Origin of the sequence: Sediminibacterium sp. C3, assembly GCF_000508085.1 — a bacterium.
Classification (GTDB): domain Bacteria; phylum Bacteroidota; class Bacteroidia; order Chitinophagales; family Chitinophagaceae; genus Sediminibacterium.
Genome location: NZ_KI669560.1, coordinates 2,218,792 through 2,236,928 on the forward strand (window position 1 = coordinate 2,218,792; position 18,137 = coordinate 2,236,928).

At 38.7% G+C, this 18,137-nt stretch carries 15 protein-coding genes and 1 tRNA gene; 7 read left to right on the top strand and 9 right to left on the bottom strand.

Annotated features, from left to right (window positions below):
- Window positions 1-285 (bottom strand): glycosyltransferase family 117 protein (locus F777_RS18220; RefSeq protein WP_037370133.1); only part of this gene is annotated, 285 nt, incomplete at its 3' end.
- A 183-nt stretch (window positions 286-468) separates the two neighbouring features.
- On the opposite strand from F777_RS18220, the gene mtaB reads away from it, so the two are divergent.
- Window positions 469-1,746, top strand: a complete 1,278-nt coding sequence (gene mtaB / locus F777_RS0110325; protein WP_026751972.1) for a tRNA (N(6)-L-threonylcarbamoyladenosine(37)-C(2))-methylthiotransferase MtaB — start codon at window positions 469-471, stop codon at window positions 1,744-1,746.
- A 7-nt stretch (window positions 1,747-1,753) separates the two neighbouring features.
- Here mtaB and F777_RS0110330 read toward each other — a convergent pair whose 3' ends face one another.
- Window positions 1,754-2,263: a UpxY family transcription antiterminator gene (locus F777_RS0110330; RefSeq protein ID WP_026751973.1), complete on the bottom strand. Its 510-nt coding sequence runs from the start codon at window positions 2,261-2,263 to the stop codon at window positions 1,754-1,756.
- Window positions 2,264-2,296: 33 nt separating this feature from the next.
- On the bottom strand, window positions 2,297-4,444 hold the full coding sequence (locus tag F777_RS0110335) for a carboxy terminal-processing peptidase (RefSeq protein WP_026751974.1): 2,148 nt from the start codon (window positions 4,442-4,444) through the stop codon (window positions 2,297-2,299).
- Window positions 4,445-4,581: 137 nt separating this feature from the next.
- On the opposite strand from F777_RS0110335, the gene F777_RS0110340 reads away from it, so the two are divergent.
- The 3 genes from F777_RS0110340 (at window position 4,582) to F777_RS0110350 (ending at window position 8,104) form a co-directional block, all read left to right on the top strand.
- Window positions 4,582-4,655 (top strand) — tRNA-His (locus tag F777_RS0110340).
- A gap of 50 nt (window positions 4,656-4,705) precedes the next feature.
- Window positions 4,706-5,305, top strand: coding sequence for a DUF445 domain-containing protein (locus F777_RS0110345; RefSeq protein WP_026751975.1), 600 nt, complete (start codon window positions 4,706-4,708; stop codon window positions 5,303-5,305).
- Between the two features lie 138 nt (window positions 5,306-5,443).
- The gene (locus F777_RS0110350; RefSeq protein ID WP_026751976.1) at window positions 5,444-8,104 is read left to right on the top strand and encodes a TonB-dependent receptor; all 2,661 of its coding nucleotides are present in this window, start codon (window positions 5,444-5,446) and stop codon (window positions 8,102-8,104) included.
- 118 nt (window positions 8,105-8,222) lie between these two features.
- Here F777_RS0110350 and F777_RS0110355 read toward each other — a convergent pair whose 3' ends face one another.
- Genes F777_RS0110355 through F777_RS0110365 form a run of 3 tightly spaced genes read right to left on the bottom strand, consistent with a single transcriptional unit; the run spans window position 8,223 to window position 11,190 of the window.
- Complete coding sequence (locus F777_RS0110355) at window positions 8,223-8,897, bottom strand: protein-L-isoaspartate(D-aspartate) O-methyltransferase (RefSeq protein WP_026751977.1); 675 nt, start codon at window positions 8,895-8,897, stop codon at window positions 8,223-8,225.
- Window positions 8,898-8,914: 17 nt separating this feature from the next.
- Window positions 8,915-10,642: a phospho-sugar mutase gene (locus tag F777_RS0110360; protein WP_026751978.1), complete on the bottom strand. Its 1,728-nt coding sequence runs from the start codon at window positions 10,640-10,642 to the stop codon at window positions 8,915-8,917.
- Between the two features lie 47 nt (window positions 10,643-10,689).
- Window positions 10,690-11,190 (bottom strand): phosphoribosyltransferase family protein, encoded by a 501-nt coding sequence (locus tag F777_RS0110365; protein WP_026751979.1) that lies wholly within the window; start codon window positions 11,188-11,190, stop codon window positions 10,690-10,692.
- A gap of 74 nt (window positions 11,191-11,264) precedes the next feature.
- Here F777_RS0110365 and F777_RS0110370 point away from each other — a divergent pair, with 74 nt between their 5' ends.
- Genes F777_RS0110370 through F777_RS0110380 form a run of 3 tightly spaced genes read left to right on the top strand, consistent with a single transcriptional unit; the run spans window position 11,265 to window position 13,919 of the window.
- The gene (locus F777_RS0110370) at window positions 11,265-12,581 is read left to right on the top strand and encodes a 4Fe-4S dicluster domain-containing protein (protein ID WP_026751980.1); all 1,317 of its coding nucleotides are present in this window, start codon (window positions 11,265-11,267) and stop codon (window positions 12,579-12,581) included.
- Between the two features lie 29 nt (window positions 12,582-12,610).
- Complete coding sequence (locus F777_RS0110375; RefSeq protein WP_026751981.1) at window positions 12,611-13,390, top strand: (Fe-S)-binding protein; 780 nt, start codon at window positions 12,611-12,613, stop codon at window positions 13,388-13,390.
- A 16-nt stretch (window positions 13,391-13,406) separates the two neighbouring features.
- Entirely contained in the window at window positions 13,407-13,919 is a 513-nt protein-coding gene (locus F777_RS0110380) for a hypothetical protein (protein ID WP_026751982.1), read from the top strand.
- 23 nt (window positions 13,920-13,942) lie between these two features.
- On the opposite strand, the gene F777_RS0110385 is transcribed toward F777_RS0110380, so the two are convergent.
- From F777_RS0110385 to hisIE, 3 genes are all read right to left on the bottom strand, one after another.
- Entirely contained in the window at window positions 13,943-16,324 is a 2,382-nt protein-coding gene (locus F777_RS0110385) for an outer membrane beta-barrel protein (protein WP_161631507.1), read from the bottom strand.
- A 126-nt stretch (window positions 16,325-16,450) separates the two neighbouring features.
- Complete coding sequence (locus F777_RS16475) at window positions 16,451-17,413, bottom strand: TlpA disulfide reductase family protein (RefSeq protein WP_051408555.1); 963 nt, start codon at window positions 17,411-17,413, stop codon at window positions 16,451-16,453.
- A 119-nt stretch (window positions 17,414-17,532) separates the two neighbouring features.
- A complete protein-coding gene (gene hisIE, locus F777_RS0110400) occupies window positions 17,533-18,129 on the bottom strand; it encodes a bifunctional phosphoribosyl-AMP cyclohydrolase/phosphoribosyl-ATP diphosphatase HisIE (protein WP_026751984.1) in 597 nt (198 codons plus the stop codon).
- Window positions 18,130-18,137 lie beyond the last annotated feature (8 nt).

The following is an 18,137-nucleotide window of genomic DNA, read 5'->3' on the forward strand; positions in this document are numbered from 1 at the left end:
CCAGAAGAGAAAAAGAATAGTAAATGCACTCGCCATTGCACTCATCATATTCACCGCTTTGGCTGCACTCATTGGATCATCTCCAAAAAGAATAATGAAAATTCTACCCAAAATAACAAATAAAGGGGCGCCCGGAGGATGCGGTATCTGGAGTTTGAAACAGCTACTCACAAACTCACCACAATCCCATAAGCTTCCGCCCGCTTCCGCAGTAAGTGTATAAACCATGCTGGCAATAGCAAAAACCACCCAGCCAATAATGTTATTAATCTTGTTAAACTGCATATTTGTTTTGGTTTTTAAAGACTGGCAAACATAACTTATTATAGGTGAAAATTGAAATACATTGAGGGGATTCAGCCATTTTAAGAAAGTTTTTACACCTGTAAACCTATGATTTTGAATACCAATGCTGCCTTAGAATTGTAAAGCGGTAATTTCAAAAGCCTGTCTTAACTTTGCGCCGGCATGAATCAAAAACAAACGGTAGCATTTCACACCCTGGGCTGTAAGCTGAATTTTTCCGAAACCTCCACCCTGAGCAGGTTAATGGAGAAAGAAGGTTTTGAGAAAAAGGAATTTGATGAAGTAGCAGATGTATATGTAATTAATACCTGCTCAGTTACCGATAATGCGGATAAGGAATGTCGCCAGATTGTACGCAGGATTCAACGCAAAGCACCTGAAAGTTTCGTAATCATTACAGGTTGTTATGCCCAGTTAAAACCCAAAGAAATTGCCAGTATTCCAGGAGTTGACCTGGTTTTGGGGGCAGCTGAAAAATTTAATATTGCAGAACATATCGGCAATCTGACCAAAACCAATGATCCTGCCAAAATTTGCAGTTGCGATATCAGTGAAGTGAGTGGATTCAATGCTTCCTTTTCACAAAACGATCGTACCCGTACTTTTTTAAAAGTGCAGGATGGGTGTGATTACAACTGTTCCTTTTGCACGATACCTATGGCCAGGGGAAAAAGCAGAAGTGATAGTATTGCCAATGTAATTATGAATGCTGAGAAACTGGCAGCGGACGGTGTAAAGGAAATTGTACTGACTGGCGTTAATCTGGGAGATTTCGGGAAAGGTCCTGACGGAGACAAACAGCATCAGGAAAATTTTACCGATCTGGTAAAAGCATTGGATGAAGTAAAAGGCATTGAGCGTTACCGAATATCTTCCATAGAACCGAATCTTATTACCAATGAGTTGATTGAATGGGTGGCAAACAGCGACCAGTTCATGCCTCATTTTCATATTCCACTTCAAAGTGGATCAGACAGAATACTGGGCTTGATGAGAAGGAGATACAAGCGGGCATTATACGCAGAAAAAGTAGCGCTGATTAAACAATTGATGCCCCATGCAGCCATTGGCGTCGATGTGATTGTAGGTTTTCCGGGAGAAACGGATGAAGATTTTAAAGAAACCTTTGACTTTATCCATTCGCTGGACGTCTCTTATCTGCATGTATTTACTTATTCGGAAAGAGACAATACCAAAGCCCTGGAAATAAAACCTGTGGTTCCCATTTCTGTTCGTAATGAACGCAATAAAACCCTCCGGAATTTGTCTTATATGAAGTTGCAGTATTTTACTCAGCAACATGCAGGAACCAATCGTCCTGTTTTATTTGAAGCCTATAACAAAGAAGGCATGATGGAGGGATATACTGACAACTATATCAGGATTAGTACTCCCTACAGAGCAGAGTGGGCAAATCAGATTGTAGCTTGGAATATATAAGACTTACTTATTTTACCGTAAGAAAAGTAGCGGGAAACTCCACTATCATTACTTGTCCCAGACCTTGTAACTGTACATATACTTTTTTTCTTCCACCTCTTACTACAGTTCCTTCCTGATCCATGAAGACGCCGTAATTTACTTTAACTAAATCGCCACTTGAAAAACCTTCATCAGAGATAATGGTAATTTTGGCATCTTTTTCGGCAAGGTATAGTTTAATGTTTTCTACTTCTTCATCTTTTATAACAGCAGGCTTACCCAAATAATAAACAAAATTCAAAGCGCCGTCGGTCATGAGTACTTTGGACCTTTCTGTATCATCAATTCTAACAAAAACATAAGATTTAAAGAGCGGCTCTTCAATAATTTTCTTTCGGTCCGACCATTGTCTTTCCACCTTTTGCAAAGGGCACCAGCTTTCAATACCCTTTCTGATTAAAACAGAATCTATTTTCTTTTCCCACCTTGGCTTGGTGTAAATGGCGTACCATTTTTTTGTTAGTTTATTTTCCATTTTCTCGCTGAATCGTACTATCTGTTTAGCTAATCAATTTTTTGCCGTTGCTGTCTTTGTTTCAGCCAATTGCTGTATTACTTTCACCCCTGCATCAATATGTAAATCCTGCTTTAATAATTTCAACCATTCCTGGTAACGAATTCCTTTATTTTTATCAGGATTATTGTAAAATTTATCCTTGTCTGCATCCATCGCCTGTACATTCAATTCGGACTTCAATTTAAGCAATGCATTATTCTGATTTACCGTACTGGTAATTTGTTTCTGCATTTGCTTGAACTGATCAATTTGCAGATTAATGGGATTTTCATTCTTGGCGCTTAACCATTTTAAATTGTCCTGTAACAATTTCAGGTTGGGATCGGAAACAATTCGTTCCTGTTCCTTTTTAACTATTTGATCCAGATGGGTGCCTTCACCCCCATTCCATAACTGATATCTGGTCTGTGGAATAGCATCCCAGGGTAAGGAATTGGGATTATCCTTCTCTCTGATCTTCAGATATTCATATGTATCGGGCATAATAATATCTGGCACTACTCCTTTTAATTGTGTACTGCCACCGTTAACCCTGTAAAATTTCTGGAATGTTAAGCTTACAGCTCCGAACTCTGTTCTACTGCTGTAAAAATCAATCGGTCTTCCAAATGGTATGGGTCTTTGTACTGTTCCTTTTCCATAGGTTGAGCTACTTCCGATAACAATACCTCTTTTATAGTCCTGGATAGCTGCAGCAAAAATTTCACTGGCAGATGCACTTAGTTCATTCACCATTACCGCTAATGGTCCATCATATAAAACCGATTCATCATTGTCTCTCCAGGTCTGCTGATCAACTCTGCCGTCTCTTTCCTTTACCTGAACAACCGGGCCTGATGGGATAAACAAGCCAACCATTTTAACCACTTCCAACAAGGAACCACCCCCATTGTTTCTAAGATCAATCACAATTCCTTTTACATTTTCAGCTTTTAGCTTTTTAACTTCTTCTGCTACATCTTCCGAACACTTAAAACCATTTTTGTCTTCAAAATTGGCATAGAAATCTGGCAATGCGATATACCCGATTTTATCACTACCCTGCATCACAATTGCACTACGGGCCAATCCTTCATCCTGTTCAATTTTTTCTCTGATCAGTGAAACTGTTCGGGTAGTACCATCTTGTTTTTTGAAGGTAATTCTTACTTCTGTGCCTTTATCACCTCTGATTAACTTAACTGCATCTTCTGTACCATATCCACTCACATCAACGGGTTCATTAGCCCCCTGTGCTACTTTTATAATTATATCTCCCGCAACGATGGCACCTGATTTCCAGGCAGGTCCTCCAGTAACAATGCTGGCTATTTTTATTCCATTATCATCCTGTTGCAACTGCGCCCCAATGCCGTAAAACTGGTTGCTCATTCTCTCATCAAATGCTCTTTTCTCAACGGGAGGATAATAATCCGTATGAGGATCCATTAAATTGGTAATAACATTTATAAAAGAATTGAATCGCTGTTCTTCCGTAAAAGTAGTTTTAATCCGGTTGAAAGTCCGGTCCATCATTTTAAGCACACTGTTTCTTGCATTCAATTCCAGACTATCATCTGGTAACACACGAAAACTATCCTTGCCTTTGTTCTTTTCTCTTTCTTCCTGTAAATCAACAAAACGTTCCAGTGTATAATATTTCAATTTTTTTCTCCAGCGATCCTTACGGTCCTCATCAGTCGGGGCATAACTCAGTTTTTCACCATCCAGCTGCACCGATTCATTTACAGAGAAATCAAAGGGCTTTGATAATATCTCTTTATAAAAACCTACCGTTTCTTCAACGCGTTTTGAATAAATACTACTGACTGCTGGCTGAAAATGCATGGCAGCACCATGAATTTCATCATCAATCGTTGTTTCCATTTTCTTCAGACCATTTACATCTTCGGAAGTAAAAATACTTTTATCTCCATCCAGTTGATCTAAATAACCTTTAAAGACTTTTTTTGAAAAATCATCATTGATTTTTTTAGGACTGTAATGCTGCTGTTCCAGCAACATGCCTACGGTATTCAATAATCTTTGCTGCTGTGCTATTTTTTCATTGGAATCTGCTCCGTTTATGCTGCGAAATGCAATAAAAAGTGAGCCAAATAATACCAGAGCCGTTAACACTAACCCTTTTCTACTCTTCATAAATTGCTTGAATTTTTGCATGGTCTTTCCAAAAATAATCCAAAATAAGATGCCAATTGCAACTACATTTTCAATTAACAAAGGTTTGGATGAAGTTTTTTTAAAAAATATTTCCTACTTTTGCCGTCCACAAAACGGAGGGCGTAGCTCAGTTGGTTAGAGCGTCAGTTTGTGGCACTGAAGGCCGGGGGTTCGAGACCCCTCGCTCTCCCACTTAAAACCTATAAAACGTATGTTTTATAGGTTTTTAAATTTTACAGCATGAGTCTTATTTACCTGATACCCTTTATTTCAGCCTTTATTGGCTGGTTTACCAATTGGGTTGCCATTAAAATGCTTTTTCATCCCAAAGAACCCGTGAAGATTTTGGGCATCACTTTTATCGGAATATTCCCTAAAAGGCAGGCTCAGTTTGCTGAAAAACTGGGCAAATTGGTTAGCGCCGAATTGCTCTCCTTTCAGGATATTGAAGAAAAAATAACCAACCCTAAAAATATGGAAGCGTTGATCCCCCAAATTGACGCCCATATTGACCATTTTCTGCGAGTGAAACTAGCCGACCACATGCCCATCATCAGTATGTTCATTGGCGACCAGACCATTGTACAGATGAAAGCTGTTTTTATGGCTGAGTTACAGGAACTATTCCCGGGTCTAATGAAATCCTATATGAATCAGTTGCAAAATCAGCTAGACCTCGAAAAAATTGTAATAGAAAAAGTAAAAGGGTTTTCATCAGACAAATTAGAACAGATATTAAATGATATCATGTCTAAGGAATTCCGATTTATTGAAATTCTTGGAGGTGTTTTAGGTTTTATTATTGGTGTTATTCAGGTGCTGCTAACAATGATTGCTTAGTCACCGACGGATTAAAAGCCCTATTCGCCGATTTTGTTAAACTTTATCCACTCAGGCTTGTCATATTACCGCTCATAAAATGGGAGATTCAATCCCAATGGGTCTAAACCAACTTTGCAATTAATAACAATGATGAATATGCGTAAATTTTTAGGAATTTTTCTTTTAGCCGGGATGATTATGGGTCATGCCAAGGCACAAATGCCCCCAATGATGGGTGGACGTGCCGGTGCAGGCGCCAGCCAGAACATGAATATTGGACATTTCTATGGAAAAATGGTTGACAGTAAAACCAATAAAGGAATTGAAGGCGTTACCGTTCAATTGAGAGGTAATAAATTCGATACCGTTACCAAAAAAATGAAAGAAGCCATTTTGGGAACCGTTATTACCAAGTCTAATGGTGATTTCAGTTTCGAAAACCTGCCACTATTTGGCAATTTCAAATTAAATGCTACTGCTCTTGCCTATAAAACGATAGACCAGACCATTTCATTCGGCATTAAAATGCCTTCAGGCGGAGGTGGAAATATGCAGCAAATGCTGGGAATGGCCGATAAAGATTTAGGCAATATCAAAATGGAAGAAGATGCCACGAATTTGGGTAACGTTACAGTAACCGCATCTACCAAACCCCAATTTGAATTGGGCATTGATCGTAAAATCTTCAATGTAGACAAGAACTTAATGGGTTCGGGACAAACCGCAACCGAATTAATGCGTAATATCCCTGCTTTAAATGTTGATATTGATGGAAATGTAACATTAAGAAATGCTTCCCCAACTCTATTCATTGATGGCAGACCAACGACAATTACACTGGATCAAATACCTTCTGATATTATTGAAAGAGTTGAATTAATCACCAACCCTTCCGCCAAATTTGATGCTTCCGGTGGTAATGCAGGTATTTTAAATATCGTCCTAAAGAAAAATAAGAAAGTGGGGTACAATGGTGGTATCAGAGCAGGCGTTGACTCACGGGGAATGTTAAATGGCGGTGGAGATATCAATATCCGTCAGAATAAATTGAATTTTACGGGTAGCGGTGTTTATAATCAGCGTAAATCTATTTCTGAAGGTATTACCGACAGAAACAATTTATTAGCAACCCCAAGCAATATATACAACGTGCAGGACGCAACCAACAAAGGATACTTTGCTTTCTTCAGAGGTGGTCTTGATTATTTTATTGATAACAGAAACACCATTTCTGTTACAGCCAATTACAACAGAGGCCAGTTTGATAATGACCAAACTCAGCGTGTTGACTCTACTATCAAGGGGATACCAACTTCTTATTCTAATATCGGAACCCAGTCTACCAGCAATTTCAGAAATCTGGGCACCCAAATTAGCTACAAGCACAATTTTGCAAAGAACGGACACAATATCTCTTCAGATTATAACTATAATAAAAGCACCAACGATAACCTGACTAATATTGGCAATTATACTTATAATCTGGATGGCACACAGAAAGGCAACCCTTTGTTGCAACGTGGTATTGGATCCGGAGGAACTACCAACCATACCTTCCAAATAGATTATGAGAACCCGCTTAGTGATGACAGTAAATTTGAGGCAGGTGGACGTGTGGCTATCAGAGATTTTAATAACAAACTAGATCAATTTCGCTTTAATCAATTGACTGGCCAATACGAACTGGTTCCTTTAATTAGCAGCAGATACAAATACACAGATGCTGTATATGCAGCCTACAGTACTTATAGTTTTAAAGTTAATAAGTGGAGTTATCAGTTGGGTTTAAGAGCTGAAAGTTCCAATTATACCGGAACCCTTTTAAATGCCAGAGGTGCTGATTCGGCCACTTTCTCAGTTAAGTTCCCATTGAGCTTATTCCCAAGTGCATTCATTACTTATAAAATTGATGAGAAGCAGGATTTCCAGATCAACTATTCAAGAAGAGTAAACAGACCTAATTTCTTTCAGTTAATGCCTTTCCCGGATTATTCAGACCCTCAGAATATCAATATGGGTAATGCTGGTCTTAAACCTGAATTCACCAATTCATTTGAAATGAGCTGGAACAATGCTTACAAAAAAGGATCAAACTTTTTGGTAACGGCATTCTTTAAACATTCTACCAATTTAATCACCCGTTATGTTTATAGAGATGCAAATGCCTTAATTCCCGGGGACAGCGCTTTCTTCAGCACTTTTATCAATGCAAACAGTGCCAGATCATTTGGTTTGGAATTAACCAATAAAACAGCCGTAAACAGCTGGTGGGAAATGACGGTTAACCTGAATATATTCAATTCCAGATTAAATGCAACGGTACCTGGCCAACCTAATCTGGTTCAGGAGCAATGGAGCTGGTTTACCAAAATGAACAATACATTCAAATTAGGCAAAGGATTTTCAATCCAGTTAAGCGGAGATTATCAAGCCAGAACCGTATTACCTCAAAGCGGCGGCGGTGGTGGCCGTGGCGGTGGTGGTGGTGGTATGATGTTCGGAGGCGGGCCTCAGTCCGGTGCTCAGGGATACAATCAGCCTCGTTATGGTGTAGATTTAGCAATCAGAAAGGAGTTCACCTGGAAGAATGGCAGATCTGGCAACTTAACCTTAAGCATGAATGATATCTTCAGAACACAATTGTTCCAGAGTTATTCTGAAAGTTCCTTCTTCAACCAAACCAACCAACGTAGAAGAGATCCTCAGGTTTTACGCCTGAATTTCAGCTACCGTTTCGGAAAATTCGATGCAAGCTTATTCAAACGCAAAAATACCAAGGCTGACCAAAGTGGTGGCATGGATATGATGCAGCAATAATTTTAGTTTTAGTTTAAGATGAAAGGCCCTGGTTTCTACCGGGGCCTTAGTTTTAAATAACAGTAAATTTTGAGATTTTTGGGGCTAAGAAAGCTTTCAGAAGAATCAAATTAAACACCTAATCAGCCGATTTTCCCTGCAACATAGGAACAAAAGAAAATTCATCAAACAATTCTTCCTGTAAACTTCCATCTGCAAGTTTGGTTATTCGCATCATCCTTTGTGCTTCTCCCTCATTTACAGGTATCACCATCATTCCTCCTGTCTTTAATTGTTCAAGAAGCAATGGGGGTATAAATGGAGCGGCTGCGGTTATCAGAATTTTATCAAATGGTGCATAAGTTGGCAACCCTTTGAATCCATCCCCGAAAAAGAATTTTACATTGGGGTAATTTTTTCTGAAATGATAGTATTCTTTTTGTTCGTCAAACAATTTCTTCTGCCTTTCAATGGTATATACCCATTGAGGTCCAAGTTCAGCCAAAATGGTGGTCTGATAAATACTTCCGGTCCCTATTTCTAATACCTTATCCCCCTTTTTTATTTGTAGTAACTGAGTTTGATAAGCTACTGTATAAGGATGGGAAATGGTCTGGTCTGCAGAAATAGGGAAAGCACGGTTTTCGTAAGCAATTTTGTCGAATACAGATTCCAGAAAAAAATGCCGGGGAATCTTATTCATTGCCTCCAAAACGGCTTCATCTGTAATTCCTTTCTCGCGCAAAGTATCAATCAGCTTTTTGCGCATTCCCTTATGATGATATGTATCCAAATAATCTCTGTCTTTTTGCATGCTGCGAATATACCTTACTATTTTAGGTTCATACTACTGATAATTCCTTCAATTCTGTTTTCCAGTTCTTTTTGTTTCACATCAAATGCTTCGCGGTTTTCCAGGCGGGTATTTACACTGAAGTAGAACTTGATTTTTGGTTCTGTACCAGAAGGTCTCGCAGAAATCTTACTTCCATCAGCGGTAATAAATTGAAGCACATTACTTTTCGGAAGTTGAATCGGCCAGGTTTCACCGGTTTGTAAATTTTTACCCACCTGTAATTGATAATCCAGCAACGTAGTTACTGCAGAACCGTTAATGGAAGATGGTGGATTGGAACGATATCCTTCCATCATATCTGCAATTTCTTTCTGTCCGTTCATGCCTTTTTTGGTAATGCTGATTAGATTCTCATAATAAAAACCATATTGAATATACAGGTCAATCATTTTATCGAATAAGGATCTGCCCTTGTTTTTTTCATATGCCGCCATTTCGCACATCAATGCAACTGCACTAACAGCATCCTTATCTCTGATCTGATCTCCGATCATTAATCCAAAACTTTCTTCACCACCAATTACGTAATTTTCTTTCCCTTCCAGTTCTTTAATTTTTTCAGCAATCCATTTAAAGCCGGTTAAAACATTATAACAGGCAACCTTATTTTGTCTGGCTACTTCATTAATCATTTCTGTGGTAACAATTGTAGAAACTACCATATCATTGGGCTGTGCAATGCCTTTGGCTTTTCTGGCTTCCATCATGTATGCAAATGCAAGTACTGCTGTCTGATTGCCATTCATCAAAACCCATTCGCCCTTATGATTCTTAACACCAATACCCACACGGTCCGCATCCGGGTCTGTTCCCAAAAGAATATCTGCATTCAATTCACGGGCTTTAGCCAATCCAATGCTCATGGTTTCGCTTTCCTCCGGATTGGGATACTTTACAGTTGGAAAGTTACCGTCTGGTGTTGACTGCTCTTCTACAATATGTACGTTCTCGAATCCGAATGCTTGCAAAACTTTAGGTACCAGTGTTATACCTGTTCCGTGAATTGGCGTATATACAATTTTTAAATCTTTCTGTGCTGATACAACATCTGGATAAACACTAAGCTCCTTTACCATTTCAATGTACTGGGCATCCAGTTCCGCTCCAATAATGGTAATATTGGCTTCACCTCCATCCCACTTTACGTCATCAACACTTTTGATAGCTTCTACCTCTGTGATTACATTTTTATCATGGGGTGGCACCAGCTGTCCCCCATCATTCCAGTAAGCTTTATAACCATTGTATTCTTTGGGATTATGAGATGCTGTACATACCACGCCTGCCTGACAACCCAATTTACGAATTGCAAAACTCAGCTCCGGTGTTGGTCTTAATGCCTCAAACAAATACACTTTAATACCATTGGCTGCAAACACATTAGCTGTGGTTTCAGCAAAAAAACGGCTGTTATTCCTACTATCGTGGGCAATTGCTATTTGTATGCTGGAATCAGGATAGGTCTTCTTTAAATAATTAGAAAAACCCTGAGTAGCCATTCCAATAGTGTATTTATTAACCCGATTGGTACCAACACCCATTAATCCTCTTAAACCACCTGTTCCAAATTCAAGATTCCTGTAAAAGGCATCTGCCAGTTCATCAGGATTGCCGGCCTGTAAAGCGAGAATTTGGTCTTTTGTGTACTGGTCATAGTTCCCGTTTAACCAGGTATTTACATTGGCTTGTATTGCTGCGTCCATATTAAATGCTCATTTATATTTTAATTATTAAGATACTATCATTTCTTTTATTTAACATATGCACCCTGAATTTTTCCGCCTTCAGTTTCAACCTGGATATGTTCCTCCTGAGTGGTGGCAATAGACAGACCCACAAAATCGGGTTTTACCGGAAACTGTTTATGCATTCTTTCCACTAATACAAGTGTTTGAATACTTTTCGGATGTGCTTCCAATAATGGTTTCAATGCATATAATAGTGTTTTTCCACTATTCGTTACATCGTCTATTAAAACAATATTAGCACCGTTTAGATCCAGTTTTTCACTCAAAATCACGTCGGTTGGCTTTTGTTTGTTCAGCTGAACAGCTATCGTTTTAATGGGTTTGTTTAGCAAAGTCCCCAATAAGCTGGCCATTTCTTCCGCAATAATCATCCCACTCTGCTGAACTCCCATTAAATATAGCTCTCCTGTTTGGCCGCTCAGGCTTTCCGCAATCTCCAGACTCATTCTTTTTAATTTCTGCTGAGCAGCTGCTGCGGTTAAAACGTATTTTCTTTCAGACATAGTATAAATTATACCTCAAAATAACAACAATAATGCATTCTCCAATTGTATTATCTTAGCGTATAACTTTCTTTATGCAGTACTTACAACAAGTTTTGTTTTGTATCATGGCCGGGGCAGCCATTTACTGGTTTTCAAAAAAAGTGGCCGAAATCAGAAGGAATATATTTCTTGGGAAAGCACAGGATTTATCGGATAACCCCGGCCAGCGCTGGAAGAATGTAATATTACTGGCACTTGGGCAGAAGAAAATGTTTCATAATGTTCCGGTTGCCATCATGCACTTCATTATTTATGCCGGTTTTATCATCATTAATATGGAAGTGCTTGAAATTGTACTGGATGGTATTTTAGGCACCCACAGACTTTTTCTTCCTTATCTGGGCGAGTTCTACGGCTTGCTCATCAATACTTTTGAGTGGTTGGCGGCAAGCGTTATTGTCGTTTGTATCATTTTTCTTGCCAGAAGAAACTGGCTTAAACTAAAACGATTTATCAGTAAGGATTTAAACGGATGGCCCAAAACAGATGCCAACCTGATTCTGATTACAGAGATTGTATTAATGAGTTTGTTTTTAACCATGAATGCAACTGATCAGATTTTACAGGACAGAGGCGTTGCACATTACGAGCCTACCGGAAGTTTTTTTCTTTCTGCTCAATTAATACCTCTGTTTGAAGGTTTGCCCGATGGCACATTGATAGCCATTGAGCGAGTAGCATGGTGGATTCATATTGCAGGAATTTTCGCCTTCCTGAATTATCTTCCTTACTCTAAACACTTACATATTGCACTTGCTTTTCCCAATGCTTATTACGCAAATTTGCAGGCTCCGGGAAAAATAAAAAATATGCCCGAAGTACAAAATGAAGTATTGTATGCAATGCAACCTGAATTCGCACCTGCTAACGCTACTCCACCTGCCAGCTTTGGTGCAAAAGATGTATTTGATTTAAGCTGGAAAAATTTATTGGATGCTTATAGCTGTACAGAATGCGGAAGATGTACTTCAGAATGTCCAGCGAACCAAACGGGTAAATTACTAAGTCCCAGAAAAATCATGATGGCCACCCGAGACAGACTGGAAGAAGTAGGCAGAAATATCAATGTCAACCAATCATTTGTTTCTGACAACAAAACTTTGTTACACGATTATATTTCAGTAGAAGAACTTAGAGCATGTACTACTTGTAATGCCTGTGTGGAAGCATGTCCGGTAAGCATTTCTCCTCTCGACATAATTGTTGAATTAAGAAGATCATTAATTATGGAAGAAAGCAATGCACCACAGGAATGGAACAGCACTTTCAGCAATATTGAAAACAATTTTGCGCCATGGAAATTTTCTCCTGATGATCGTGATAAATGGGCCAATGAAATGGCCTCTTAATAATTACTAATAAACATTAAAAAGAATATATGAAGATCAATACGATGGCCGAAATGATGGCAAATGGAGAAACCCCTGAAATTCTGTTTTGGGTTGGTTGTGCAGGAAGCTTTGATCAGCGCGCACAAAAAATAACCAAAGCTTTTGCTACTATACTTGATAAAGTAGGAATAAAATTTGCCATTTTAGGAAAGGAAGAAGCTTGTACTGGCGACCCAGCCAGAAGAGCTGGAAATGAGTTTTTGTTCCAAATGATGGCCTATCAGAATATTCAGATTTTGAATGGTTATAATATCAGAAAAATTGTAACAACTTGCCCACACTGCTTTAACACATTAAAAAACGAATACCCTGAGCTGGGGGGCAACTATGAAGTAATTCATCACACCACACTTTTGCAGGAACTAATTGATCAAGGGAAAATTATATTAAAAGAAGGCGGCAGTTTTAAGGGTAAAAAGATTTCTTTCCATGACAGCTGCTATTTGGGTAGGGCCAACAATATTTATGAAGCGCCCAGAAAAGTTTTAGAAGCACTGGATGCTGAGTTGATAGAAATGAAAAGATGCCGTACAAAAGGTCTTTGCTGTGGCGCAGGTGGAGCACAAATGTTTAAAGAAGATGAACCAGGCAACAAGAGAATTAATATAGAGAGGGCTGACGAAGCACTTGAAACGGGGGCAACTTTCATTGCAGCTGCCTGTCCATTCTGCAATACAATGATGATGGATGGTGTAAAAAACAGGGAGAAAGAAAATGAAGTAGCTGTTTTGGATATAGCAGAAATGATTGCCGAAAGCATTGCATAAGTTGTACCTTTGCAGCATGGATATTCAAGCGTATAAGAACAATTGTCCGGCAGACTTCAGTGATCAGTCTAAAGTGTGGATTTACCAGAGTAACCGGCTGTTTTCTATCAGTGAAGCATTTGAGATAGATCAAGTTTTACAGGATTTTATAGCTGGCTGGAAAAGCCATGGTTCTCCCGTTAAAGGTTTTGCCAATTTATTTTTTGGTCAGTTTATTGTTTTAATGGCGGATGAATCTGCTACTACAGTTGGCGGATGCAGCACAGATAGTTCTGTACACGTGATCAAAAAAATTGAACAGTTGTGCAAAGTAGATTTATTCAACAGACAGAATCTGGCTTTTGTAATAAAAGATAAAATTGAATTATTACCTCTTGCCCAATTTAATTATGCATTAGAGAATCAATTCATACAACCTGATACGCTTTATTTTAATAATACCGTTGCTACCAAAGGAAGCTGGATGAATGAATGGATCATTCCTGTAAAAGAAAGTTGGCTATCCTCCAGAATCAAAAAAACGGTATAATACGCCCAATTCCAAAACGCGTTTTATATTTTAGCCCCTGTTGATTTTTTAGCAACCGAAGGCGATTTCTGCACCATTCTATTCAACTGAAAGCTTATTGAAATCCGGTAGTTTCGGCTTCGGGTAGCACTGAAGCTTTCCAGTTCAAACCTGGGTCCGGTTGTAAAGGAGCGAATGGATTGTGGCGTAAAAGGGTCAATAGCATTGAAAGAAATAATTAATCTTCTGTCCAGCATTTTATGTTGTACGCCAAAATTGGTATTGATATTCGATCTGCTTAGCCCTTGCGGATTGGCATAGCGATTAAAACGGGCAGTACCTTCAAAAGTCCAGACACTGCTAGGTGAATAGGTGTAATTAATATTGGTGTACAAAGAACCTCCGTCTCTATAGAGATACATTTTTTTCTCACTCTCCCCATAAACATTGTAGGTATACCCTATACTGCCATTCATCCTGAACTGCTTGGTAAATGTGTAGCCTCCGAATACGCTTGCTTCGTATTCGTTCCGGTCAGCAATATTCAACCAGGTAATATTGGTTTTTCCTTCTTCGGCAAGGCTTCGTATTGTATTAAAGACCTGTGATACCTTGTTATATCCAAAGGAGGTATTGATATAATATTTTCCTTTCGAAAAATTCAGGTTCCAATCAAAATTATGAGACAAAGTTGGCAACAATGCTGGATTTCCAAATCTGAGATTGTAAGGATCGGAATAGTCTATATTGGGATTCAATTCACCAATTCCCGGCCTTCGGATGGTTGATCTATATACCAATGCAGTATTGAATTGCCTGTTGAAATCCTTTCTGAGTGTAGCATATGGCAATATATTCCAGTAACTGTTTTCAACATTGGCAACATTCCCTTTTATAAAATCAAAAGACATGGAAGTGTACTCTGCCTGTGCACCTGCTGTTAGTCTAACGTCTTTTTTAAATAACCAGCTAAAACCCGAACGGACACTGGCTATTTCCTGATAAAAGAAAAAATCATTACTGAGTAAATCATTTTTAATCATTACTCCGTCTGACTTTCTTAGAAAATTGGTATTTAAAGTATTGTGAAATCTGGATGCATTGTAATTGAGTCCTGCACTAAAATTACTGCCCTTATGTTTTAGCGGCTTGGTATATTCCAGTCTACCACTCCAATTGTTATTCCTATTATTAAAGTATTGAGACTGTGTTGAATCAATTCCGGTAGGCACCATACCGGTAGCCAGAAACTGCTGATAAAAGTCTCTGTCATTGTCGTTCTTACTGGTATTGGCAGATAGAAACATTCTTAATTGTTCTGCTGCATTTTTCTTCCCCTTTTGCACTGCCGACAATTGCAATCCGTGGGTATATCCATTTCCTATGCTGCTATTCTCCCTATTGCTGATTTTATATGCTTCATTAAATCGATTGATATTAACGAACTGATTGACACTTTGGTTATCAAAATAATTCATATTCCCCTGATACACCAATCCCATTTGAAACTGTTTTGACCATTCCCAATCTAATTGCGTTCTGATATTCGGTCTCAAATTCTGATTGGTATATTGATTGGAACTATTGAACTGATTGGTTGAATCTTTGTACAAATTGGTCCGGTAGCTATACCCATTTCCCATTAATCTACTCGCACCTAAACCCAAGGTTTGGTTATAAGTAAATTTTTTATTCCGGTAACTGATATTTCCGGAAAAATTGCCTTCCCCCCTGGTTCCTGCGCTGAAACTGATTCTACCTAACCAGCCAATCTTCCCTTTTTTTGTAACAATATTTATTACTCCACCGGCTTCAGAAGCATACTGTGGCGGAGGGTTGGTCATGATTTCAATTTTTTCAATGGTACCACCCGGCAGGCTCTCCAGCAAATCCTGTAATTGCTGTGCGTTTAACTCTGTAGGTTTATCATCAATCAAAATTCTGGGCTCCTTACCTTTCAAAAGAATTCGACCATTCGGATCATTATTCACCAGCGGTATATTCTTTAGCAGTTCTGCTGTACTTGCCCCATTACTAAGTGCACTTTCTCCGATATTATAGGTTAATTTATCGTCCTTGTTTTCAAATAATGGCTTTTCAGCATAAACAACCACTTCAGTTAAGGTAGACTGTCCGGGATATTTTAGCTTAATATCACCCAGATTAAAATCATACCTCTCGGCCCTAAGAAATATACTGTCTATTTGTACAGGAGATAAGCCCAGTGCATTAATTCGCAAAGAATAATAGCCCAGCGGAAGTCGGTTGAATTCGAAATTTCCATTTTTATCAGATACCCCCTGAAACCTTAGAGAATTTCCAGACATCCCTACCAATACCAGATTGGCAAATGGAACGCCTTCTCCACGTGTGGAATCCGTTATTGTTCCGGTGATAATACCCAGATGAGCGGAACCGGATTTCATTGCATTAATCTGAGCATTACCAGCAAGAGAAAACTGCAGACATACACAAAACAACAGGGAAATCCTTAATAGCATCCGGCAATATAACTAATCCTGAAAACCCGTTGCATATTCTGGGATGACTGGTTATTTAAGCAATTCTTTCAGCTTAATCTGCAATTCTTCCCCCCTTAAATCCCTGGCAATGATTGTTCCGCTTGGATCCAGCAAGTAATTTGCAGGTATGCTCCGTATTTTATATAACTGAGCCACCTTATTATTCCAGCTTTGCAAATCACTCACCTGAGTCCAGGTTAATTTGTCCTTTCTGATGGCATTCATCCAGCTGGCTTTATTGTCATCCAGGGAAACGCCTAATACTGTAAAATTTTTATTGGAATATTTCTTGAATGCGTTTACCAGATTGGGATTTTCTGCACGACAAGGTCCACACCAGCTTGCCCAGAAATCAATCAGCACATATTTTCCTCTGAAAGATTTTAAAGAAACGACTTTACCCAATGTATCTTTCTGACTAAACTCCAACGCCACAGTTCCAACCTTATTGAGGTTAGCTTCAGCAATGGTTTGCTCTATCAACTTAGCAAAAGTTCCTTTTTTAGCTGAAGAACTTAATGCAGTGTAACGCTGCTCAAGGTCATCGTTTCCATTCAACAATGGACTAATAGCAAACAAGACAAAAGAGCTGACAGGGGAACCAGGTTTTTCTTTTGCGAACAAGGTAGCTTCCTGCAAAACCTTACCCTTATACAATTCATATAGTTGTATCAGGGAATCTCTTTTAAACCTGTCTTTTTCAGGATTAATTTGTTGTACCAGATAATTTAACCGATCTCTTATTGGATTAAATGTTGATTTAAATTGCTGGTAGTCAGATTCAACTGCAGAACCTGTTATAGTAGCGGCAGAAAACTGATTAAAATCTGCTGTAATGTTTACCTCATCATTGTCAAGGAAAATATCCAATGCTTCCTTATATCCTACAAATCCCAACTGAAAAATATCAGGTGCAGCAATTGTCCCTTTCAGAGTGAACTTACCCTCTCTAACTGTATCCGTAGCAATGGTTTTACCATCGTTCCCATTCATTAAAAAACCAGCATATTTGGCTTTGCATTTGCAATATTTCCATTGATTTGAAATTTGGGTTGAGCAAAAACAGAAAGACAAGTCAGAAGGAATAAAGAAGTCAGAAGCGTTTTCATAGTTTATTTAGCGTGCCTTGATTGTAGAATTTGTAAGACTTCTGCTAAGTTATGGCCTTTAGCGTTAAGCAAAAGCAAATAATGAAACAGCAAATCCGCCGACTCATTCAAAAATAAATCGGTATTATCATCTTTTGCCTCTATAACCATTTCAACTGCCTCCTCCCCGACTTTCTGGGCAATTTTATTGATCCCTTTGGCAAACATCCTAGCTACATAGGATTCCTCGGGATTACCATTTTTCCTTAATTCAATAATTTGCTCTAAATAGGTTAAAAAATGTTCTTCATGATTTTTCTCATTCCAGCAGGTATCAGCACCTGTATGGCAGGTTGGTCCTTCAGGAATTGCTTTTATTAAAACTGTGTCATTGTCACAATCAACTGCAATAGACTTCAAATGCAGAAAATGTCCACTCTCTTCTCCCTTGGTCCAGAGGCGCTGTTTTGACCTGCTGAAAAATGTAACTTTTTGCAGTTCCATGGTTTTTTCAACCGCTTCAGCATTCATAAAGCCAAGCATCAGCACTTTATGAGTCTGGTAATCCTGAACTACGGCTGGCACCAGCCCGTCTGCGTATTTATCAAAATCTATTTTCATAATCAGTT